The 18,449-nt window shown below is 75.2% G+C and carries 7 protein-coding genes; all 7 read right to left on the bottom strand.

Features of this window, described 5'->3' with window-relative positions; translation table 11 throughout:
* Positions 1–9: 9 nt before the first annotated feature.
* The 7 genes from ACZ3YL_RS03305 to ACZ3YL_RS03335 are packed head-to-tail and all read right to left on the bottom strand — an operon-like array spanning position 10 to position 18,449.
* Positions 10–2,520, bottom strand: a complete 2,511-nt coding sequence (locus tag ACZ3YL_RS03305) for a lantibiotic dehydratase (RefSeq protein WP_465655034.1) — start codon at positions 2,518–2,520, stop codon at positions 10–12.
* A complete protein-coding gene (locus ACZ3YL_RS03310) occupies positions 2,517–6,251 on the bottom strand; it encodes a condensation domain-containing protein (protein ID WP_465655036.1) in 3,735 nt (1,244 codons plus the stop codon). Before ACZ3YL_RS03310 ends, ACZ3YL_RS03305 begins: the two co-directional genes overlap by 4 nt.
* Positions 6,251–7,792, bottom strand: a complete 1,542-nt coding sequence (locus ACZ3YL_RS03315; protein WP_465655038.1) for a class I adenylate-forming enzyme family protein — start codon at positions 7,790–7,792, stop codon at positions 6,251–6,253. Before ACZ3YL_RS03315 ends, ACZ3YL_RS03310 begins: the two co-directional genes overlap by 1 nt.
* Entirely contained in the window at positions 7,776–9,599 is a 1,824-nt protein-coding gene (locus tag ACZ3YL_RS03320) for an ABC transporter ATP-binding protein (RefSeq protein WP_188306501.1), read from the bottom strand. Before ACZ3YL_RS03320 ends, ACZ3YL_RS03315 begins: the two co-directional genes overlap by 17 nt.
* On the bottom strand, positions 9,599–11,401 hold the full coding sequence (locus ACZ3YL_RS03325; RefSeq protein WP_465655040.1) for an ABC transporter ATP-binding protein: 1,803 nt from the start codon (positions 11,399–11,401) through the stop codon (positions 9,599–9,601). Before ACZ3YL_RS03325 ends, ACZ3YL_RS03320 begins: the two co-directional genes overlap by 1 nt.
* A complete protein-coding gene (locus ACZ3YL_RS03330; RefSeq protein WP_465655042.1) occupies positions 11,398–15,900 on the bottom strand; it encodes a non-ribosomal peptide synthetase family protein in 4,503 nt (1,500 codons plus the stop codon). The genes ACZ3YL_RS03325 and ACZ3YL_RS03330 overlap by 4 nt, the downstream gene beginning before the upstream one ends.
* Positions 15,897–18,449, bottom strand: a complete 2,553-nt coding sequence (locus tag ACZ3YL_RS03335) for a condensation domain-containing protein (RefSeq protein ID WP_465655044.1) — start codon at positions 18,447–18,449, stop codon at positions 15,897–15,899. Before ACZ3YL_RS03335 ends, ACZ3YL_RS03330 begins: the two co-directional genes overlap by 4 nt.

Raw genomic sequence — 18,449 nt, forward strand, 5'->3', positions numbered from 1 at the left:
TCGCACTCCTTACTTGTCCACCGCGATGACGCGGAACTCGCTGGTGTAGCTGGATCCCTGATGGTCTTTCAGCCAGGTCTGCTCGCTGGTCGGGAGCATCTCGCCGACCGAGATGGTCAGCCGGCCGTCCGACTGTCCGGGGGCGCCGCGGACGACGTGGGCGAAGGCGTTGACGAACAGCGGGCTGTCCAGGTCGACGTAGAACGGCTTGCTCTCGTGGGCGGCCTTGACGAAGACGAACCGGGGGATGCCGTGCTCGCGGGCCCAGGCACGGGCGGCGGTGAACCGGGCCGCCTCGTCCTTCTCCCGGGCGAAGGCGAGTTCGGCAGGGTCGAAGCGCCAGGACTCGCGGGCGACCACCAGCCGGTCGACGGTCACCCGGGGGGTGTGCCGGCGGGCGGGCATCGGCTGGAAGCGGCTGGTCACCTTGAACCCGATCGCCTCGGCGAGGAGTTCGACCAGGTCGAGTTCGATGCCGTCCGTGCCGTCGGTGCCGGTGCGGGCCACCACCGTGCCGTCGCGCAGTCCGATCCGGACCTCGGCGGCGTTCAGCGCGCGGGGGTGGCCGGTGAGCCAGGAGCCCTCGTCGCCGAGCAGCAGCCGGTGGTCCCGGTCGGTGAACAGCCGGATGGTGGTGCGGGTGGAGTAGAACCACTCCTTGGGCAGCACCGGCTGGACCCTCGGCGCCGTCATGTCGGCCAGGGTGGCCCGTTCCAGCGCCTGCGGGTCCGGGTGCTGGTCGACGAAGAGCAGGTTGCGCAGGGTGTTGACGCCGACGTGCAGTTCGCCCATCACCAGCTGGTAGTCGCCGGCGGAGACCGCCTCCGGGCTCGCGGCCGCGATCATCACGTCGGGCGCCTGGTAGCGGGCGCCCGGCCAGCCGGGGGCGTCGGCCGCGAAGGCCCGGTCGACCAGCGGGCGCAGCTGCTCGGTGGTGAGGTCGACGCGGCGTCCTTCGAGCGGGCCGAGCACGGTGCTCCAGCGGTCCTGGAGTTCGGTGACGGCCTGGTCGACGATCCGCTGGTCGGGGCCGAGCAGGGCGGTCTGCAGCCGGGCCCAGAGGTCGGTGAGGCGGGGTTCGGTGTCCGGGCGTTCGGCGACCATCCGGTCGTAGCCGCGCCGGAACTCCTCCCGGTAGGCCTGCGCGACCCGGGCGGTCAGCCAGCGGGCGGAGTCCAGCATCAGGGAGAGCGGGCCGCCCAGTTCGGCGAGCAGTTCGGGGCCGACCTCGACCCGGCCGTCGCGCCGGCAGTCCTCGTAGACCAGGGTGCGGGCGCCGTAGGTCTCGCCGTGGGCGCGGGTGGCGGCGGTGCCGGTCAGCTCGGTGAAGACGGACTCCAGGTCGGCCAGCGCCCGGTCCAGCTCGTCGGGCTGCCCGGCGGCGGCCGCCACCCGGTCGCGGGCGTCGGTGAGCCGGCCGAGCCGCGCCAGGGCGTCGGCGCGCAGCGCCGGGTCGCCGATCCGCTCCAGCTGCTCGCGCAGGGCCAGCTCCGGGCGCGGCTGCACCGGGAGTTCGAGGTCCCAGGCGATCAGCCCGGTGGCGCAGAGCGACTCCAGCAGGGCGAAGGCCTCCGCCTCGGCCAGGCCGAGGTCGGCGGCCACCTGGACGGCGGTGCGGGAGCCGTCGCACAGCGCGAGGACGGCGCGCAGCACGGCGGCCTTGGCCGGCGGCAGGTCGACGGTGCGGCCCGGCAGGCGCAGGGTGGCGCCCTCCAGGGCGGCGGAGGGCAGCCGGCGGGGCGGGAACCAGCGGCGCAGTGCGGGGCCGGTGCCCAGGGAGCGCACCAGGGCGTCCAGGCACCACTGCTCGAAGTAGACCTCGCGGCGGGCGACCAGGCCCTCGCCGGGGGTGACGGCCAGGGCCGGCCCGGCGGGGACGGCCTCGGCCCAGCCGACCGGTCCGAAGAAGCCGATGGAGTCGTTCTTGACGGTGTAGCGCTGGAGGTAGCCGGCGACCAGCGCCTCGTGCTCGCGCCGGCGGGAGTTGCGCCGCCCGTCGCCGCCGACCTTGCGCACGCCGTCGGCGTAGGCCTTGCGGTTCTGCCAGATCACGGCCTCGCGGAAGCGCGGGTCGGCGGCGGTGCGGTCGAGCACGGCGGAGAGCTGGGCGAGGTCCTCGGCGAAGACCTTCTCCAGGTCGCGCTCGGCGCCGGCCACCCGCTCCTCGGCCTCGACCAGCGCGGCCACCGCGGGCAGTCCGGCGAATTCGGGCCCCGGTAGGCCGCCCTTGTTGAGGCGGCTGATCGCCTTCAGCAGCGGGCGGCGCAGGGCGGTGTCGTCCCACTGGCCGGCGGCGCGCAGGTCGTCCAGCGCGGTCCGCAGGGCGTCGAGCGCGCCGGCCCGGGCGTCGGCGGCGCGGTCGCGGACCCGCAGCAGCCGGTCGGCGGCGGCGGCCGCGCCGGGTGCGGCCAGGTCGAGCACCTGCCCGGCCGGGAAGCCCGTGCCGCGCAGGCCCATGGTCCGCCACATCCGCCAGTCGCCGGACGGCAGGGGCACCAGGTGGCCGCCGGGGTCGGTCACAGCTCGCCGTCCTCTCGGGACGCGTCGGCGGCGGCGCCTTCCTTGGCCCACAGCAGCGCGTCGATGATCGCGGCGCCCTGGGCGACGGTGCGGGTCTGCATCACGCTGCGGACCGGGACGTCGACGCCGAGGGCGTCCCGGACGCCGGAGATGAGCTGGACGGCCAGCAGCGAGTGCCCGCCCAGGTCGTAGAAGTCGTCCTCGATGCCGATGGGTTCGACGCCGAGCACCTCGGACCAGATCTTGGCCAGGGCGCGTTCGGTGTCGGTGCGGGGTGCCACGTAGCCGGTCAGGGCGTCCTCCTCGGTTGCGGCGTCGCGGGCCGCGCGCCGGGTCAGCAGTTCGGCCGGGCAGAGCTCGGCGACGGGGGTGTCGGGCCGGTCCAGGAGGTCGTCCAGGACGGTCCGGTAGTGCGCCGCCAGCTGCTCCGCGGTGGCGGCGGTGAAGATGTCGGTGCTGTACTCCAGGGCCGCGTGCAGGTCGGGCCCGGCGTCCACGAGGGTGAGCATCAGCTCGTACTGGGCGGTGCGGTGCGCCAGCGGGTACGGCGCCAGGCGCAGCTGCCCCCAGGTGGCGGCGGCGCCGTCGGCGGTGCCGAGCACGAAGCCGGCGGTCTCGGCGTGGGCGTGCGGCCGCTGCAGCACGAAGACCGCCTGGAACAGCGGGTTGCGGCCGGGCTCGCGGCGCGGTTGCACCGTCTCCAGGACGAGGGACATCGGGTACGCCTGGTGGTCCAGGGCGGCCAGCACGGTGCGGTGCAGCCGGGCGGTGAAGGCGCGGGGCGTCACGCCGTCCTCGAAGCCGGCCCGGACGGCGACCATGTTGGTGAAGTAGCCGACGGTGTCCTCGGCGTCCTTGGCGCCCCGGTTGGCGGCGGCGGTGCCGACGATCAGCTCCGACTGGCCGCCGGCGTGGTGCAGGGCGATCTGGAAGGCCGCCAGCAGCACGGTGTAGAGCGTGGTGCCGGTCTCCTGGGCGAGGGCGCGCAGCCGGGCGGTCCGCTCGGCGTCGACCTGGAACGGGATCCGCGCGCCCCGGTAGCTGGGGGCCGCCGGGTGCGGCGCGTCCAGCGGGAGGTCGAGCAGCGGCAGCGGCCCGGCGAGTTCCTCGCGCCAGTAGGCCTGGAGGGCCTCGCCGGCGGGCCCGGCCAGCAGTCGGCGCTCGCGGCTGACCTGGTCGGCGTAGCGGCCGGCCGGGGCGGTCCGCTCCGGCGTGGTGCCGGCGGCCAGGGCGGTGTAGCGGCGGCCGAGTTCGGCGGTCAGGTTGACCATCGACCAGAGGTCGGCGGCGATGTGGTGGACGGTCAGCAGCAGGACGTGGGCGTCCTGGGCGCGGACCAGCAGGTCGGCCCGGAGCACCGGGTCGTGGGCCAGGTCGAAGGGGCGGCGGGCGAGCGCGGAGAGCCGCTCGGACAGCTGCTCCGGGTCGTCCCCGGTGGCGTCGGTGACCCGCAGTTCGATCGGGTCCGCGCTGAGCACGGGGACGGTCTCGCCGCCGCTCACCCGGTAGCGGGTGCGCAGCGTCTCGTGCCGGTCGGCGACCTGGCGCAGGGCGGTGCCCAGCGCCTCGGTGTCCAGCGGGCCGGTCAGCTCCAGGGCGACCGGGATGTTGTAGGCGGAGGCGGCCGGGTCCTGCTGCTGGACGTGCCAGATCGAGCGCTGGCCCAGGGTCATGCCGGGGCCCTCGGCGGCCGCGCCGTCGGCGGGGCCGGACCGCGGCTCGTCGAGTGGGGTGGCCGCGGCGGCGAGGGCGTCGAGGTCGGCGCCGCCGAGCATCAGGCTGAGCGGCAGTTCGACGCCGAGGTCCTCGCGGATCCGGTTGGCGAGCAGGACGGCGGCCAGCGAGTCGATGCCCAGGCTGGTGAGCGGCACCCCGGTGGTGGCGACCTGCCCGGCGGCGCAGCCGAGTGCGTCGGCGATCCGCTGCCGCAGCACCCGGTGGACGAGCGCGGTGCGCTCGGCCGGGGCCAGCGCGGCCACCTCGGCCGGGCCGGGCAGGGTCTCGGCGGCCGCCCGGGACGGGCCGCCGCCGAGCGGCTCGAACTCCCCGGCGGCGTAGCGCTGCCGGCTGAGCGAGCGCTGGATCTTGCCGCTGGTGGTCTTGGGGACGGTGCCGGGCCGGAGCAGCAGCACCTCGTGGACGGCGACGTCGCAGCGGTCCATCACCGCGGCGCGCGCGGCCGCGGTGGCCTCGGCGACGTCGAGGGTGGCCAGTGCGCGGCCCTCGACCTCCTGGAGGACGACGAGCACCTGCTCGCCGTCGTGCTCGGCGGCGACGGCGGCGCCGCAGCCGGACCGGAAGGCGGGGTGGGCGTCCTCGACGGCGAGTTCGACGTCGGTGGGGTAGAAGTTGCGGCCGCGGACGATGATCAGGTCCTTGCTGCGGCCGGTCACGTACAGCTCGCCGTCGGCGAGGAAGCCGAGGTCGCCGGTGCGCAGCCAGTCGCGCGGGTCGGTGTCGTCCTGGCCGGCCGGGCGGGCGGCGAAGACCTCCGCGGTGGTGTCCGGGTTGTCCCAGTAGCCGCGGGCGACGCTCGGGCCGTGCACCCAGATCTCGCCGACCCGGCGCTCGGGCAGCGGCTGCTTGGTGGCGGGATCGACGATCAGCAGCTGCTGGTCGTCGGCGGGCCGGCCGGTGCCGACCAGGGCGCGGGCCGGGCGGTCGGTGCCGGGGGTCTCGGCCCGGCCGGCTTCCAGACCGGCGGCGTCCACCTCCAGGACGGTCGGCTCGGCGGCGGCCGGGGTGCCGGTGACGAACAGGGTCGCCTCGGCCATGCCGTAGCAGGGCAGGAAGCTGCTGCGGCGGAAGCCGCAGTCCGCGAAGGCCGCCTCGAAGGCGTCCAGGGTCGCGGCGCGGATCGGCTCGGCGCCGTTGAAGGCCACCCGCCAGGTGCTGAGGTCGAGTTCGGCGCGGTCCGCGTCGGTGGCCAGCCGGGCGCACATCTCGTACGCGAAGTTGGGGCCGCCGCTGAGTTCGGCGCCCTCGGCGGAGATGGCCCGCAGCCACTGCATCGGGCGGCGCAGGAAGCTCATCGGGGACATCAGGGTGACCGGGAAGCCCGCGTACAGCGGGGTGAGGATGCCGCCGATCAGGCCCATGTCGTGGTACGGCGGGAGCCAGACCACGGCGCTGGTCTCCTCGTGGCAGTCGAACGCCTCGCTGATCATGCGGAGGTTGTGCAGCAGGTTGCCGTGGCTGAGCATCACGCCCTTGGGCGCCGCAGTGGAGCCCGAGGTGTACTGCAGGAAGGCGGGGCTGTCGGTGTCCGGCCGGTGGCCGCTCCACCGGTCGGCGAGCCCGGCGTCCAGCCCGTCGGTGGCGGCGGTGCGCAGCCCGTCCAGGCCGAGTCCGGCGCCGTCGCGGCCGAGCAGGTCGAGCACCGGGGTGACGGTGAGGGCGAAGCCGGCCCGGGCGTCGGCGGCGATCGAGCCGAGCCGGGAGGCGTTGCGCAGGGAGCGCGGCGGGTAGACCGGGACGGGCACGACCCCGGCGTAGAGGGCGCCGAAGAAGGCCCTGACGTAGTCCAGGCCCGGCGGGTAGAGCAGCAGGGCGCGGTCGGTTGCGGCGGCGCCCTGCTCGCGCAGCAGGCCGGCCACCGTACGGGCGTCGCGGTCCAGTTCGGCGTAGCTGATGGTCTCGGCGGTGTCGCCGTCGCCGAGGAAGCGGTAGGCGGTGCGCTCCGGGGCCGCTTCGGCCCGGCCGCGCAGCAGCCCGACGAGGGTCGAGGTCATCAGCGGGTTCCCCCCTGGTCGGTGGTCGGGCCGCGGTGGCTCGCGGCCGCGGCCACCTCGGCGCGCCGGATCTTGCCGGACGAGGTCTTCGGGAGCGCGGCGGTGAACTCGACGCCGCCGGGCACCTGGTGCGGCTGGAGCCGTTCCCGGCACCAGGCGCTGAGTTCGGCCGCGGTGAGCGCTCCGGTGGCCACCACGGTGGCCCGCACGCGCTGGCCGCCGTCCGCGAGGGTCTCGCCCCACACGGCGGCCTCGGTGAGCAGCGGGTGGTCGAGCAGGACCCGCTCGACCTCCACCGGATTGACCTTCTTGCCGCCGACGTTGACGAAGGTGTCCTTGCGGCCGATCAGGTGCAGCCGGCCGGCGTCGTCGAGCCGGGCGAGGTCGCCGGTGCGGTACCAGCCGTCGTGCAGCACGGCGGCGGTGGTCTCCGGCCGGTCCAGGTAGCCGAGGAACATGGCGGGGGTGCGGACCAGCAGCAGGCCCTCCGCGCCGGGGGCGACGTCGCGGTCGGCGTCGTCGACCAGCCGCAGGTCCACGCCGGGGACGGGCCGGCCGACGCCGTCGGCGCCGGCCGCGCCGGCCGCGGTGTCGGCCTCCGGCCGCCGGCAGGCGATGATCCCGGCCTCGGTGCAGCCGTAGACCTCGCTGACCCGGACGCCGAAGCGGTCGGCGAACCGGTCGGCGGTGTCCGGGTGCAGGGCCGCCCCGGAGGACAGGCAGAGCCGCAGCGGCAGCGGGCCCGCCGGGGCGCTCGCGCCGGCCGAGCGGGTCAGCAGGTCGCAGGCGAGCGGGGTGGCGACCAGCACGGTGGCGCCGGTGCGCTCCAGTTCGGCGACGAGCCGGCCGGGGGTGAAGCGGCCGAGCAGCACCAGCCGGGCGCCGGTCAGCAGCGAGGTGACCAGGCCGGCGACCATCCCGAAGGAGTGCAGCAGCGGTACGGCCGTCAGCACGGTGTCCTGCGGGCCGTAGCCGAAGGAGGCGCGGTAGATCAGGCCGCCCTGCACCAGGTTGTGCTGGGTGTGCACGGCCGCCTTGGGCTCCCCGGTGGAGCCGGAGCTGAACTGGTGCAGGAACGGGGCGTCGCCGTCCGGCTCGGCCGGGGCCGGCCGCTCGGCCTCGCCGGCCTGGGGCAGTGCGTCGGTCGCCACGGCCGGGCCGGGCCAGCCGCCGGCGCCGGCCAGGGCGGTCAGCCGTTCGGCGCGGCCGATCAGCACCGCCTCGGCGGCGTCCGGGGCCAGCCCGGTGAGCTGGGAGAGCGTGGCGCCGGGCTCGGCGGGCACCAGCCGGACGCCGGTGCGGGCGGCGGCCAGGAAGGCCAGCAGGCAGTCCGGGGTGTTGTCGAACAGCAGCACGGCGGTGCCGCCCGGGGCCGCCCCGGCCCCGGCGAGCCGGGCGGCGGCCCGCTCGGTCTGCCGGTGCAGGGTGGCGAAGTCCAGTGCGGTGCCCGCCAGTTCGACGGCCGTGCGGTCGGGCCAGCGCTCGGCGGCGGCGGCCAGCAGGCCGCCCAGGGTGCGGGGGGTGTCAGCTGCGGACGGCATCGGCGTCCTCCTCGGCGGCCTGGAAGTCGAGCGCCTGGTGGCGGAAGTAGTGGTCGTACAGCTCCGCGTACCGGCCGCCGGCCGCCAGCAGGGCGTCGTGGGTGCCCTGTTCGACGATCCGGCCGGCGTCGACGACGAGGATCCGGTCGGCCTTGCGGACGGTGGGCAGCCGGTGGGCGACCACCACGGTGGTGCGGCCCGCGGAGACCGCGTCCAGCCCCTCCTGCACCTGGGCCTCGGTCAGCGGGTCGACGCTCGCGGTGGCCTCGTCGAGGATCAGCAGGGACGGGTTGCCGAGCATCACCCGGGCCAGCACGATCAGTTGCCGCTGGCCCGCGGACAGGGTGCCGCCGCCCTCGTTGACCGGGGTGTCGATGCCCTCGGGCAGGACGTCCAGCCAGTCGCCGCCGGCCACCGAGCGGGCGGCGGCCAGGATCTCCTCGGGGGTGGCGCCGGCCCGGCCGTAGCCGATGTTCTCCCCGACGGTGCCGGAGAACAGGAACGGCGCCTGCGGGACGATGCCCAGGTGGCTCTTGTAGGCGTCCAGGTCCAGGGTGCGGATGTCCTGGCCGTCGATGAGCAGTTCACCGCCGCCGAACTCGTAGGCCCGGGTGATCAGCCGGATGACGCTGGACTTCCCGGCGCCGGTGTGGCCGACCAGGGCGACCGTCTCGCCGGCGTCGATCTTCAGGTCGAGCCCGGTCAGCACGGGCTTGTCGGCGCGGTAGCCGAAGTCGACCGCGCGGAACTCGACGGTGCCGTCCAGCCGGGGCACCGGGCGGGCGTCGCTCTGGCGCACCGCGGGCTCCAGGTCGACCAGGGCGAAGATCCGCTCGGAGGCGGCCAGGCCCTGCTGGAACTGGTTCCAGAAGGAGGCGATGCTGGTCAGCGGGAACCAGAACAGTGTCAGGGCCTCCAGGAACAGCGACCACTCCCCCGCCGTGACGGAGCCGTCGGTGAGCAGGTCCCCGCCGAGCACCACCACGCCGACGGTGCCCAGCCCGGTGAGCGTCAGCAGCAGCGGGAAGATCCCGCTGAACAGCCGGTTCAGCCGGACGGTGGCCCGGAACCAGCGCTGGTTCACCTCGACCAGCCCGGCGTGGGTGGACTCCTCCCGCTGGAAGTTGCGGGCCACCGCGATGCCGCGCAGGGTCTCCTGCACATAGCCGTTGATCTGCGCCAGCGAGCGCTGCTGTTGCTGGGACGCCCGCCGCGACACCCACCGGAAGCCCAGGCTGACCAGCACGATCAGGGCGGCCGTGGCCGCGGTGACCAGCGCCAGCGGCACGTTGATGACGAACATCGCGACCAGCAGCAGCCCGATCATCAGGACCTGGCCGACCAGCCCGAGGGTGAGCGTGGCGAGGGTGCCGAAGGCCTGGGTGTCGGCGGTGATCCGGCTGGCCACCGAGCCGGAGGCCTGGGCGTCGTGGAAGGCCATGTCCTGGCGGAGCACCGCCTCGAACGCCCGGCGGCGCATCTCCAGCACGACGTCGCCGACCAGGATGCCGACGGCCCGCTGCTGGAAGAAGGTCAGCAGCCAGGAGACCAGGCCGGTGCCGAGCGCGGCCGCGGTCAGCGGCAGCACCGTCGCTCCGACGTTCTCGCGGGCGGCGTCGTCCACGATGGAGGCGACCAGCAGGGGGAAGGCCGCCCCGGCGACCGCCGCGCCGACCACGGCCAGCGCGATCAGCGCCACCGTGCCGCCCTTGGCGGCGAACAGGGGACGGATCCGGCGCAGCAACTCCCGGTCGCCGTAGGCGCGGTCGTAGCTGTCGGCGGTGATCCCGTCGAGTATGTCTGCCATCAGTGGACTTCCTCTCCGGACCGGCCGGCCGTCTCCCGCAGGTGCGGCGCGAAGATCCGGTGGTACAGCTCGCAGCTCTCCAGCAGGTCCTCGTGGCGTCCGCGGCCCACGATCCGGCCCCGGTCCAGGACCAGGACGAGGTCGGCGCTGCGGATCCGGGACAGCCGGGGGGTGACCATGAAGGTGGTGCGGCCCGCCGCGGCCCGCCGCACGGCCTGCTGGATCCTCTCCTCGGTGGCGCTGTCCACCGCGCTGGTGGAGTCGTCCAGGACGAGGATCCGCGGGTCGGCCAGCAGGGCGCGGGCGATGGCGATGCGCTGGCGCTGGCCGCCGGACAGGGTGGCCCCGCGCTCGCCGACCACGGTGTCGTAGCCGTGCTCGGTGCCGGTGATGAACTCGTGGGCGTGCGCGGCCCGCGCGGCCTCCTCCAGCTCGTCCCGGGTGGGTTCCCGGTCGGCGCCGAAGGCCAGGTTGTCCGCGATGGACCGGGAGAACAGCACCACGTCCTGCTCGATCACCGAGATCTGCGAGCGCAGCGTCTGGGCGTGCCAGGCGGTGGTGGCCACCCCGTCGACGAGCACCTCGCCGGAGTCCGGCGCGTAGGTGCGGTTCAGCAGTTGCAGCAGTGTGGACTTGCCGCTGCCGGTCGGCCCGACCAGGGCCACCGTCATGCCCGGTTCCACGGCGAAGGAGATGTCCTCCAGCACCGGCTTGTCGCCGTGCCCGAAGGAGACCCGGTCGAAGACCACGGTGCCGGTGAGTTCGGCCCGGTGGCCGGCCTCGGTGTCCTCGGAGCCGGAGCGGTCGGTGATGACCTCCAGGATCCGCCGGGCGCCGGCGATGCCGAGGAAGATCAGGCCGACGCTGAACGAGGCCAGCTGGGTGGGCGCCCGCAGGGCGCCCACCAGCCCCAGGAAGGCGACGAACTGACCGATCGTCAGATCACCGGTGGAGACCAGGTGAGCGCCGTGCAGCAGGGCGGCCGCCAGCGCGGCCACCAGCAGCAGGGTGGGCAGGTAGAGGGCCTGCTCCTTGGCCTGGCGCACCGAGGCGTCCCGGTAGGCGGTCGCCTTCGCCATGAACCGGCGCTGCTCGGCGGCCCGGCGGCCGGTGGCGTCGACGGTCTCCATCCCCGCGATGGTCTGCGAGACCTGGGCGCTGAACTCGCCGAAGCGGGCCCGGGTGGCGCCGGCCGCCGGGTCGAGCCGGCGGCCGTACTCGGCCAGCGCCACCCCGAACAGCACCAGGAACACCACGGGCACCAGCAGCAGTTGCGCGTCGATCAGGCCGATGAACACCACCGGCACGATCAGCCCGAGCAGCATGTCGAGGGTGAGGTCCAGGCCGGGCGACAGCATCAGGTTGACGGCCTGGGCGTCCCCGGTGACCCGGGCCGAGAGGTCGCCCACCCGGCGCCGGTTGAAGAACTCCTGGCCCTTCTGGAGCAGGGCCGAGAACAGCGTGGAGCGCACGTCGCGCTCCAGGCCGCAGGCGTACGCCTCCAGCGCGTAGGTGGCGACGAAGCCGGCGATCCCGCGCACCGCGACCAGGGCCAGCAGCACCAGCACCATGGAGTCGAACCGCCCCCGGTCGGGGGTGCTGCCGAGCAGGGCGTCGAAGGCGGCGCCGATCACCACCGGGACCGCCGCGGCCAGCAGGTGCCACACCACCGAGCCGGTGAGGTGGGCCGCGATCCAGCCCTTGGACCGGGCGAGGTGGGACTTCAGGAACGGGCCGACCCGCTCGCCGGGGGCCGGGGGCGGGGCCGCGCGCCGCGGCTTCGCGGTGGTCGCGGTGGTCATGCGTTCTCCAGGGGGGTGTCGTCCGGGGCCGCGCCGGGCTCCCGCAGGTATCCGCTGCGGACCAGCTCGGTGAGGTACGTGTGCAGCAGGGGCTCGTCGATCGGCGGGCAGTCGGTGCCGGACTCCCGGTACGCGGGCCGGGCCGGGCCGGGTACGGCCGCGCCCAGCCCGGCGGGGGCCGCGCCCGCGCCGGGGGCGGCGAACAGCGGCAGGAACGGGAAGAGGGCGTTGTCCCAGGAGTGCGCGGCAGACTCCTGGAGGGCGCTCAGCCAGTCGCCGTAGGAGACTTCGCGGAGCGGGTAGCCGTAGCCGGCGACCCAGTCGAAGACCGTGCCGAGGCCGACCGGCTCGGGGTGGGCCAGGTCGTACGAGGCGGGCTCCGCTCCCGGGCGGGAGGCGAGCGCCAGCACCGCGCCGGCGACCCGGTCCACCGGCACCAGCTGCACCGGGAGGTCCAGGTCGGGGTAACACCCCAGCTGAACACTGCCCTTGATGATCGCCCAGATCAAGTCCTTCGGGTTGCCGATTCCGGTCCCGCTGTGGCCGCCGATGTAGTCGGGGCGGTACACGGCGACCGGGACGCCCCGCTCGCGGGCGGCGACCGCCAGGTGCTCGGCGGCCCACTTGCTCTGGTTGTAGCCGCCCGTGACGGCCGTGGCGGCCGTGCCCGGCTCGGGCACCGAGGCGGTGGAGACGTGGTGCACGGGGATGCCCCCGCCCCGCGCGGCCAGCCGCAGCACCTCCTGGGTGCCGTCCACGTTGGCGGCCCGCAGCGTGGCGTACGGCAGGGTGAAGCTCACCCAGGCGCCGCTGTGGTGGACGGCGTCCACCGTGCGGGCGAGTGCGTCGAAGCGCTCGGCGGGCAGGCCGAGCAGCGGCTGCGCCAGGTCACCGGGCTCGATCACCACCCGGCCCGGCTCGGGCGCGGGCAGCCCGTAGCCGTCGAGGGCCTTGACCAGCCGCCGGCGGCCGTCCTCCGCGTCCTCGGCCCGCAGCAGGCAGTGCACGGTGGCCCGGGTGCCGCGCAGCAGCCCGTCCAGCAGGTGGGCGCCCAGGAAGCCGGTGGCACCGGTGAGCAGCACCGCCGAGGGCTCCCCGGTCCGGGGGCGGCCCGCGCCGGGGGCCACCCGGATCTCCGGGTCCAGCTCCGGCGGTGCGCTCGGCCCGGCACCCTGGTCGACGGCCTCGGCGCCGGCCGGCGCGGTGCGGGCGGCGTCCACCCGCTGGGCCAGTTCGGCCACCGTGGTCGCCTCGAACAGGGCGATCAGCGGCAGGTCCACCGCGCAGGCACGGCGCAGTTCGAACAGCACCCGGGGCACCAGCAGGCTGTGCCCGCCGAGTTGGAAGAAGTCGTCCTCGGCGGTGACCTCCCGGCCGCCCAGGACCTTGGTCCAGATCCCGGCGACCAGTTCCTCGGTGGCGGTGGCGAACACCGCCTCCGCGGGCCGCTCGACCGGCTCCCCGGCGGGCGCCGGGAGGGCCTTGCGATCGTGCTTGCCGTTGGCGTTCAGCGGCATCCGGTCGAGCAGGGTGATGGTGGACGGCACCATGTAGTACGGCAGTTGGGTGCGCAGGTGGTCCTGGAGGGCGAGCGGCTCGGGGGTGCGGCCCGCGCGCGGCTCGACGTACCCGGCGAGCCGCCGCTCGCCCTTGGCGTCCACGTGGACGACGACCGCCGCGGCCTGCACCTCGGGGTGCTGGCCGAGGACGGACTCGACCTCCTCCAGCTCGATCCGGAAGCCGCGGATCTTCACCTGGCGGTCCACCCGGCCCAGCACCTCGACGTCGCCGCCGGGCAGCAGTCGGGCGAGGTCGCCGGTGTTGTAGAGGCGGTCGCCGGGCCGGTCGCCGAACGGGTGCGGCAGGAAGCGCTCGGCGGTCAGCGCGGGCCGGCCGACGTAGCCGCGGGCCAGCGCCAGGCCGCCGATGTACAGCGTCCCGTTGACCCCGACCGGCACCGGCTGGAGCCGGTCGTCCAGGACGTAGAACTGGGTGTTGGGCAGCGGCCGTCCGATCGGGACGGGCTCCTCCTCGGAGCGCTCCGGCATCGGGGTCTCGAACAGGCCGCTGTCCACCGTGGATTCGGTGATGCCGTACGAGTTGACCAGCCGGGTGCCGGGCGGGCAGAGCTTCTTGAGGTTCCAGTAGTCGCGCATGAACCAGATGTCCGCGCCGACCGCCAGCACCTTGAAGTTGTCCAGCAGCCTGCCCTGTTCGGTGACGTGGGCGCTGAGCAGCCGGATCACCACGGGGACGAGGTCGGCGAAGTCGACCCGCTCGCGCTGGAGCAGGTCGTACAGCTTGGCCGGGTCGAGCAGCGTCTCGCGCTGGCAGAGCACCAGGGTGCCGCCGGAGCCCAGGGCGCGGACCATGTCGCCGGTGAACACGTCGAAGGCGATGTTGGCGGCCTGGAGGTGCCGGCGCACCACGGTGCCCAGCTCGTAGACCCGCTCCCAGGAGCGGTAGGCGCTCATCAGCGCGCCGTGGGTGAGCATGGCGCCCTTGGCCCGGCCGGTGGAGCCGGAGGTGTACACCAGGAAGGCCAGGTTGTCGGCCACCGGCTCCACCGCGTCGGCCACGGCGGCCGTTTCGGTGGCGTCCTCGGCCAGCCAGTCGTCGAACCAGCCGACGGTCATCCCGTCGGTGAGGCCGGGCACGGTGCCGGCGATGTCGTGCCGGGTGAGCAGCAGCCGGACGGAGGCGTCGGTCAGGATGAAGCGCAACCGCTCCACCGGGTTGGCCGGGTCCAGCGGCACGTAGGCGCCGCCGGCCTTGAGGACGCCGAGCACCGCGGCCACCGAGTCGGCGCAGCGCGGCGCGCACAGCCCGACCCGGACTTCCGGGCCGACGCCGAGGGCGCGCAGCCGGGCGGCCACGATCCCGGCCCGGCGGTCGAGTTCGCGGTAGCTGACCCGGTCCTCACCGTCCACCACCGCGACGGCGTCGGGGGTGGCGCGGACGTGCTGCTCGAACAGCCGGTGGACGCACTCGTCGGGGCCGACCTCCACCGAGATCCGGTTGTCCCGGGTGAGCGCCTCGGTGCGCTCCTCCTCCGAGAGCAGCGGCAGCTCGGACACCCGCAGCGCCGGGTCGGCGACCGCGGCCAGCAGCAGCCGCTCGAAGTGGCCGGCCATCCGCCCGATCGTCGCGTCGGTGTACAGGTCGGTGTTGTACTCCCAGTCGCAGCGCAGCCGTTCGCCCTCGTCGACGACGTCCAGGGAGAGGTCGTACATCGCGGTGCGCTTGCCCTCCCCGGTGAACGGGGAGATCCGCAGGCCGGCCAGGTCGAGGTCGGCGCGCGGCACGTTGTGCAGCGACAGCATGGTCTGGAACAGCGGGGCGCGGCTGAGGTCGCGGTCCGGCTGGATCTCCTCCACCACCTGCTCGAACGGCACGTCGAGGTGGGCGAAGTCGGCCAGGCAGGCCCGCTTGGTGCGGGCCAGCAGCTCGCCGAAGGCCGGGTCGCCGGAGAGGTCGGCGCGCAGGGCCAGGGTGTTCACCAGGAACCCGATGAGCGGCTCGGTCTCGGGCCGGCCGCGGCCGGCCACCGAGGTGCCGACCACCAGGTCGTCCTGCCCGGAGTAGCGGTGCAGCAGGGCCGTGTAGCCGGCCAGCAGGGTCATGAACAGGGTCGCGCCGGCCTCGGCGGCGACGGCCCGCAGGCCGGCGGTCGCCTCGGCGGACAGGTGGATCGAGCGGGTCCGCCCGGCGTAGGTCTGCACCGGCGGGCGGGCCCGGTCGGTGGGCACGGCGAGGCTGGGCAGTTCGCCGCGGAAGCGCTCGCGCCAGTGGGCCAGGCCCTCGGCCCGGCTCTCGGCGCTGTGCCCGCGCTGCCAGTGGGCGTAGTCGGCGTACTGGACGTCCAGCGGCGGCAGCGGGTCGGTGCCGCCCGCGCGAAGCGCCGCGTAGACGGCGGCGAACTCCCGGGTGAGCACGCCCATCGACCAGTCGTCGGTGATGATGTGGTGCAGGTTGAGCAGGACGACGGTCTCGTCGTCGCTCAGCCGGACCAGGGTCACCCGGAACAGCGGGCCGCGGCTGAGGTCGAACGGGGTGGCCGCGTGGGTGGCGGCGAGCCGGCGCACCTCGTCCTCGGCGTCGGCGGCGCCGCGCAGGTCGACCGTCTCGGGCCGCCAGTCGACGGCCCGCGCCTCGGCGACCAGCTGCACCGGTTCGCCGTCCACCGAGCCGAAGGTGGTGCGCAGGGTCTCGTGCCGGCGCACCAGCGCCTGGAAGGCGGCGGTCGCCAGGTCGAGGTCCACCGGGCCCGTCAGGCGCAGCGCGTACGGCATGTTGTACGCGGTGTCGCCCGGGTTGAGCTGGGCGAGGAACCACAGCCGCTGCTGGGCGTAGGAGAGCGGGGCCCCGCCGCCCGAGGGGCGGCGGGTGATCCCGGCGGGGGCCGCGGCGGCGCGTTCGCGCAGCCGGCTCATCAGGAGGGCGTACTTGGCGGGCGACTGCTCGCGCAGCCGCCGCAGCTTCTCCGGGGTGTCGGTCATGCCGCGCCCGTCCCGGCCGTCTCGGCGAGCGCGACCAGGGCCGCCTCGGCGGCGTCGGCCGCCACGGCCGGGGCCCGGGTGCCGGTCCAGGCGAGGTGGAGCCGGCCGTCGCGCAGGTGGCTGACGACGTACGGCGTCCGGGCGCGCGGGCCGAACGGGGCGGCCAGGTCATGGTCGGCGGAGCCGGCGTGCCGCAGCGGGCCGTCGGCGGCGGGCAGCGGGTCGAGGTCGCCGAGGTGGGTGACGGCGACCGGGACGGCCCCGGCGGGGGCGGTGACGGGGGTGGCGAGGGCGGTGCGGACCCGCTCCAGGGTCGGCGCCGGCCCGGTGCCGTGCTCCGCGGTCGGCGCGGCCACCGCGAACAGCCCGGCCGGGTGCGGGAGTCCGGCGCTCTGGTCGTCGACGGCGAGCAGCAGGGCGCTCGCCCCGCAGGCCTCGGTGAGGCCGTGGGTGACGGCGGCCGCGACCAGGGCGGCGAGCGGGGCGCCGGTGGCGGTGAGCGCCGCGGTGAGCCCGGCGTCCAGCACGGTGCGGCGGACCGGATCCGGGGCGCCGTCGGCCGGCGCGGCGGGCGGGGTCCAGAGCTCGCCGGTGACCGGCACCGGGGCGGAGTGCTCCGGCACGGCCCGCGGGGCGGGCGCGGCGGGCAGCCCGGCGGGCTCGCCGGCCGCGATCCGGCCGAGCGCGGTGCCCAGGTCGTCGAGCAGGCGGCGCCAGCCGGCGGTGTCGGCGGCCAGCTCGTGCGCGATCAGCAGCAACTGGGGGGCACGGTCGCGCTGTTCGGCCAGGGCGGCGGTGAACAGCGTTCCCTGTTCCGGGTTCAGCCGGGTGCGCAGCCGCTCGGCCGCCACCCGCAGGGCGCCGGGGACGCGGGCGGGCTGGTATCCGGTGAGGTCGAGGACGGCGACCGGCACGCCGCCGGTCAGCCCGGCGACCTCGCGCCGCCACCCGTCCTCCTGGCGGCGGAACCTGGTGCGCAGCGCGTCGTGCCGCTGGACCAGGGCGAGCACGGCCTTGCGGACGGTGTCGGCGGTGGTACCCGCCGGCAGGTCGAGCAGCAGGGCGCGGGCCCGGCCGGCCAGGGCGTCGCCGGCCTGCTCCAGCAGCAGCCGCTGGGCGGCGGTAAGCAGGTCGTCGGCCGTCCGGGCGTCGTCGGTGTCCGGGGCGAGCCGCTTGCCGGTCTCGGGGGCCGGGTCGGGCAGGGCCCGCCGGTCCACCGCGCCGTCGGCCTGGCGCGGGATCGCGCTCAGCTCGACCCAGTGCTCGGGCAGCAGGATCTCCGGCAGCCGGGCGCCGACGGCGGCGCGGGCCGCGTCCGGGGTGAGCCCGGTGCGGGGCACGTAGTAGGCGGCCATCCGGCGGCCGAGCCGGCTGCGGTCGCCCGGGTCGGTGTAGCCGATGGTGGCGAGCATGGAGCGGACGCGTCCGGTGTTGACCGGGGTGCGCAGTTCGGCGTCGGCCTCGGCCCGGGCGAGGTGGCCGAGCCGGACCTCCCAGCGGGTCGGCGACTCGTAGTTGTGGTAGCCGCGCTCCAGCCGGTGCACGTACACGCCGACGTCGTTGATCATGCAGTTGGAGCTGCAGAAGCCGGTGTCCTTGGGCGCCGCCCAGAGCGTCTCGGCGGAGGCCAGGAAGGCCCGGATGTCGTCCTTGGTGACGTCGGAGTAGCGGTAGTAGTCGACCACCTCGACGCGGTCCAGCACCCCGTCGGAGAGCGCGGAGCCGACCTGGTGGTAGACCTTGCGGCCGACCTCCAGCTGCTGCTCGATCCGGGCCGGGTCGTACTCGCCGTTGCGGTAGAACCACAGCAGCCGCTCGTCGATGATCTGGCCCCGGGAGAGGCCGGTGACGATGCTCGGGATGCCGCGCTCGTGGGCCAGCTGGTGGCTGAGGTCGAGCAGTGAGCGGAAGCAGCCGTTGCAGACGCTCTTGTGCTGCTCCAGGCTGCGCAGGAAGATCCGGTTCTGGTCGGCCCGGGTCATCGTGACGTGCTCGATGCCCAGCGCCTTGGTGATGGTCTCGACGTTCTCCAGCGCGGTGCGGGAGATGAAGCCGTTGTCGAAGGTGAAGGTCATCACCCGCAGGCCCATCCGGACCAGCTGGTGCAGCACGTAGGTGCTGTCCTTGCCGCCGCTGAACAGCAGCAGGGCGTCGTACTCGGAGCCGGCCGCCTCGGCGCGCTCGCGCAGGATCCGGGTGAACTCGTCCAGCTCCCCGAAGTAGGAGAGGATCTCGGGCCCGTGCTCGGCCTGCATCAGGCACAGGTCGCAGACGCCGTCGCCGTCCAGCCGGGTGCCGGGGTAGGCGGCGTCCATGCCGCAGCGCACGCAGTGCTCGGCCGGGACGGAGTCGACGGAGACGCCCTGGAAGACCACGGCGCAGTCGGCGATCCGCGGGTCGGCGAGCAGGGCGTCCTCGATCTGCCGTTCCAGGACGCGGATGCCCGCGCGGTCCAGCGAGTCGGCCGGCTCGGCGGCGGCGGCGGTGCCGACGGCGCTGGTGTCAGCGGCGGCGGTGTCGGGGGTGGTGGTGTCGGGGGTGGTGGTCAC

It is taken from the genome of Kitasatospora sp. NPDC023176, assembly GCF_055560495.1.

What these genes read in the sequence shown, in the direction of transcription:
- ACZ3YL_RS03320 (WP_188306501.1), bottom strand. Translation starts at nt 9,599, where the DNA reads ATGGCAGACATACTCGACGGGATCACCGCCGACAGCTACGACCGCGCC.
- ACZ3YL_RS03330 (WP_465655042.1), bottom strand. Translation starts at nt 15,900, where the DNA reads ATGACCGACACCCCGGAGAAGCTGCGGCGGCTGCGCGAGCAGTCGCCC.
- ACZ3YL_RS03315 (WP_465655038.1), bottom strand. Translation starts at nt 7,792, where the DNA reads ATGCCGTCCGCAGCTGACACCCCCCGCACCCTGGGCGGCCTGCTGGCC.
- ACZ3YL_RS03325 (WP_465655040.1), bottom strand. Translation starts at nt 11,401, where the DNA reads ATGACCACCGCGACCACCGCGAAGCCGCGGCGCGCGGCCCCGCCCCCG.
- ACZ3YL_RS03310 (WP_465655036.1), bottom strand. Translation starts at nt 6,251, where the DNA reads ATGACCTCGACCCTCGTCGGGCTGCTGCGCGGCCGGGCCGAAGCGGCC.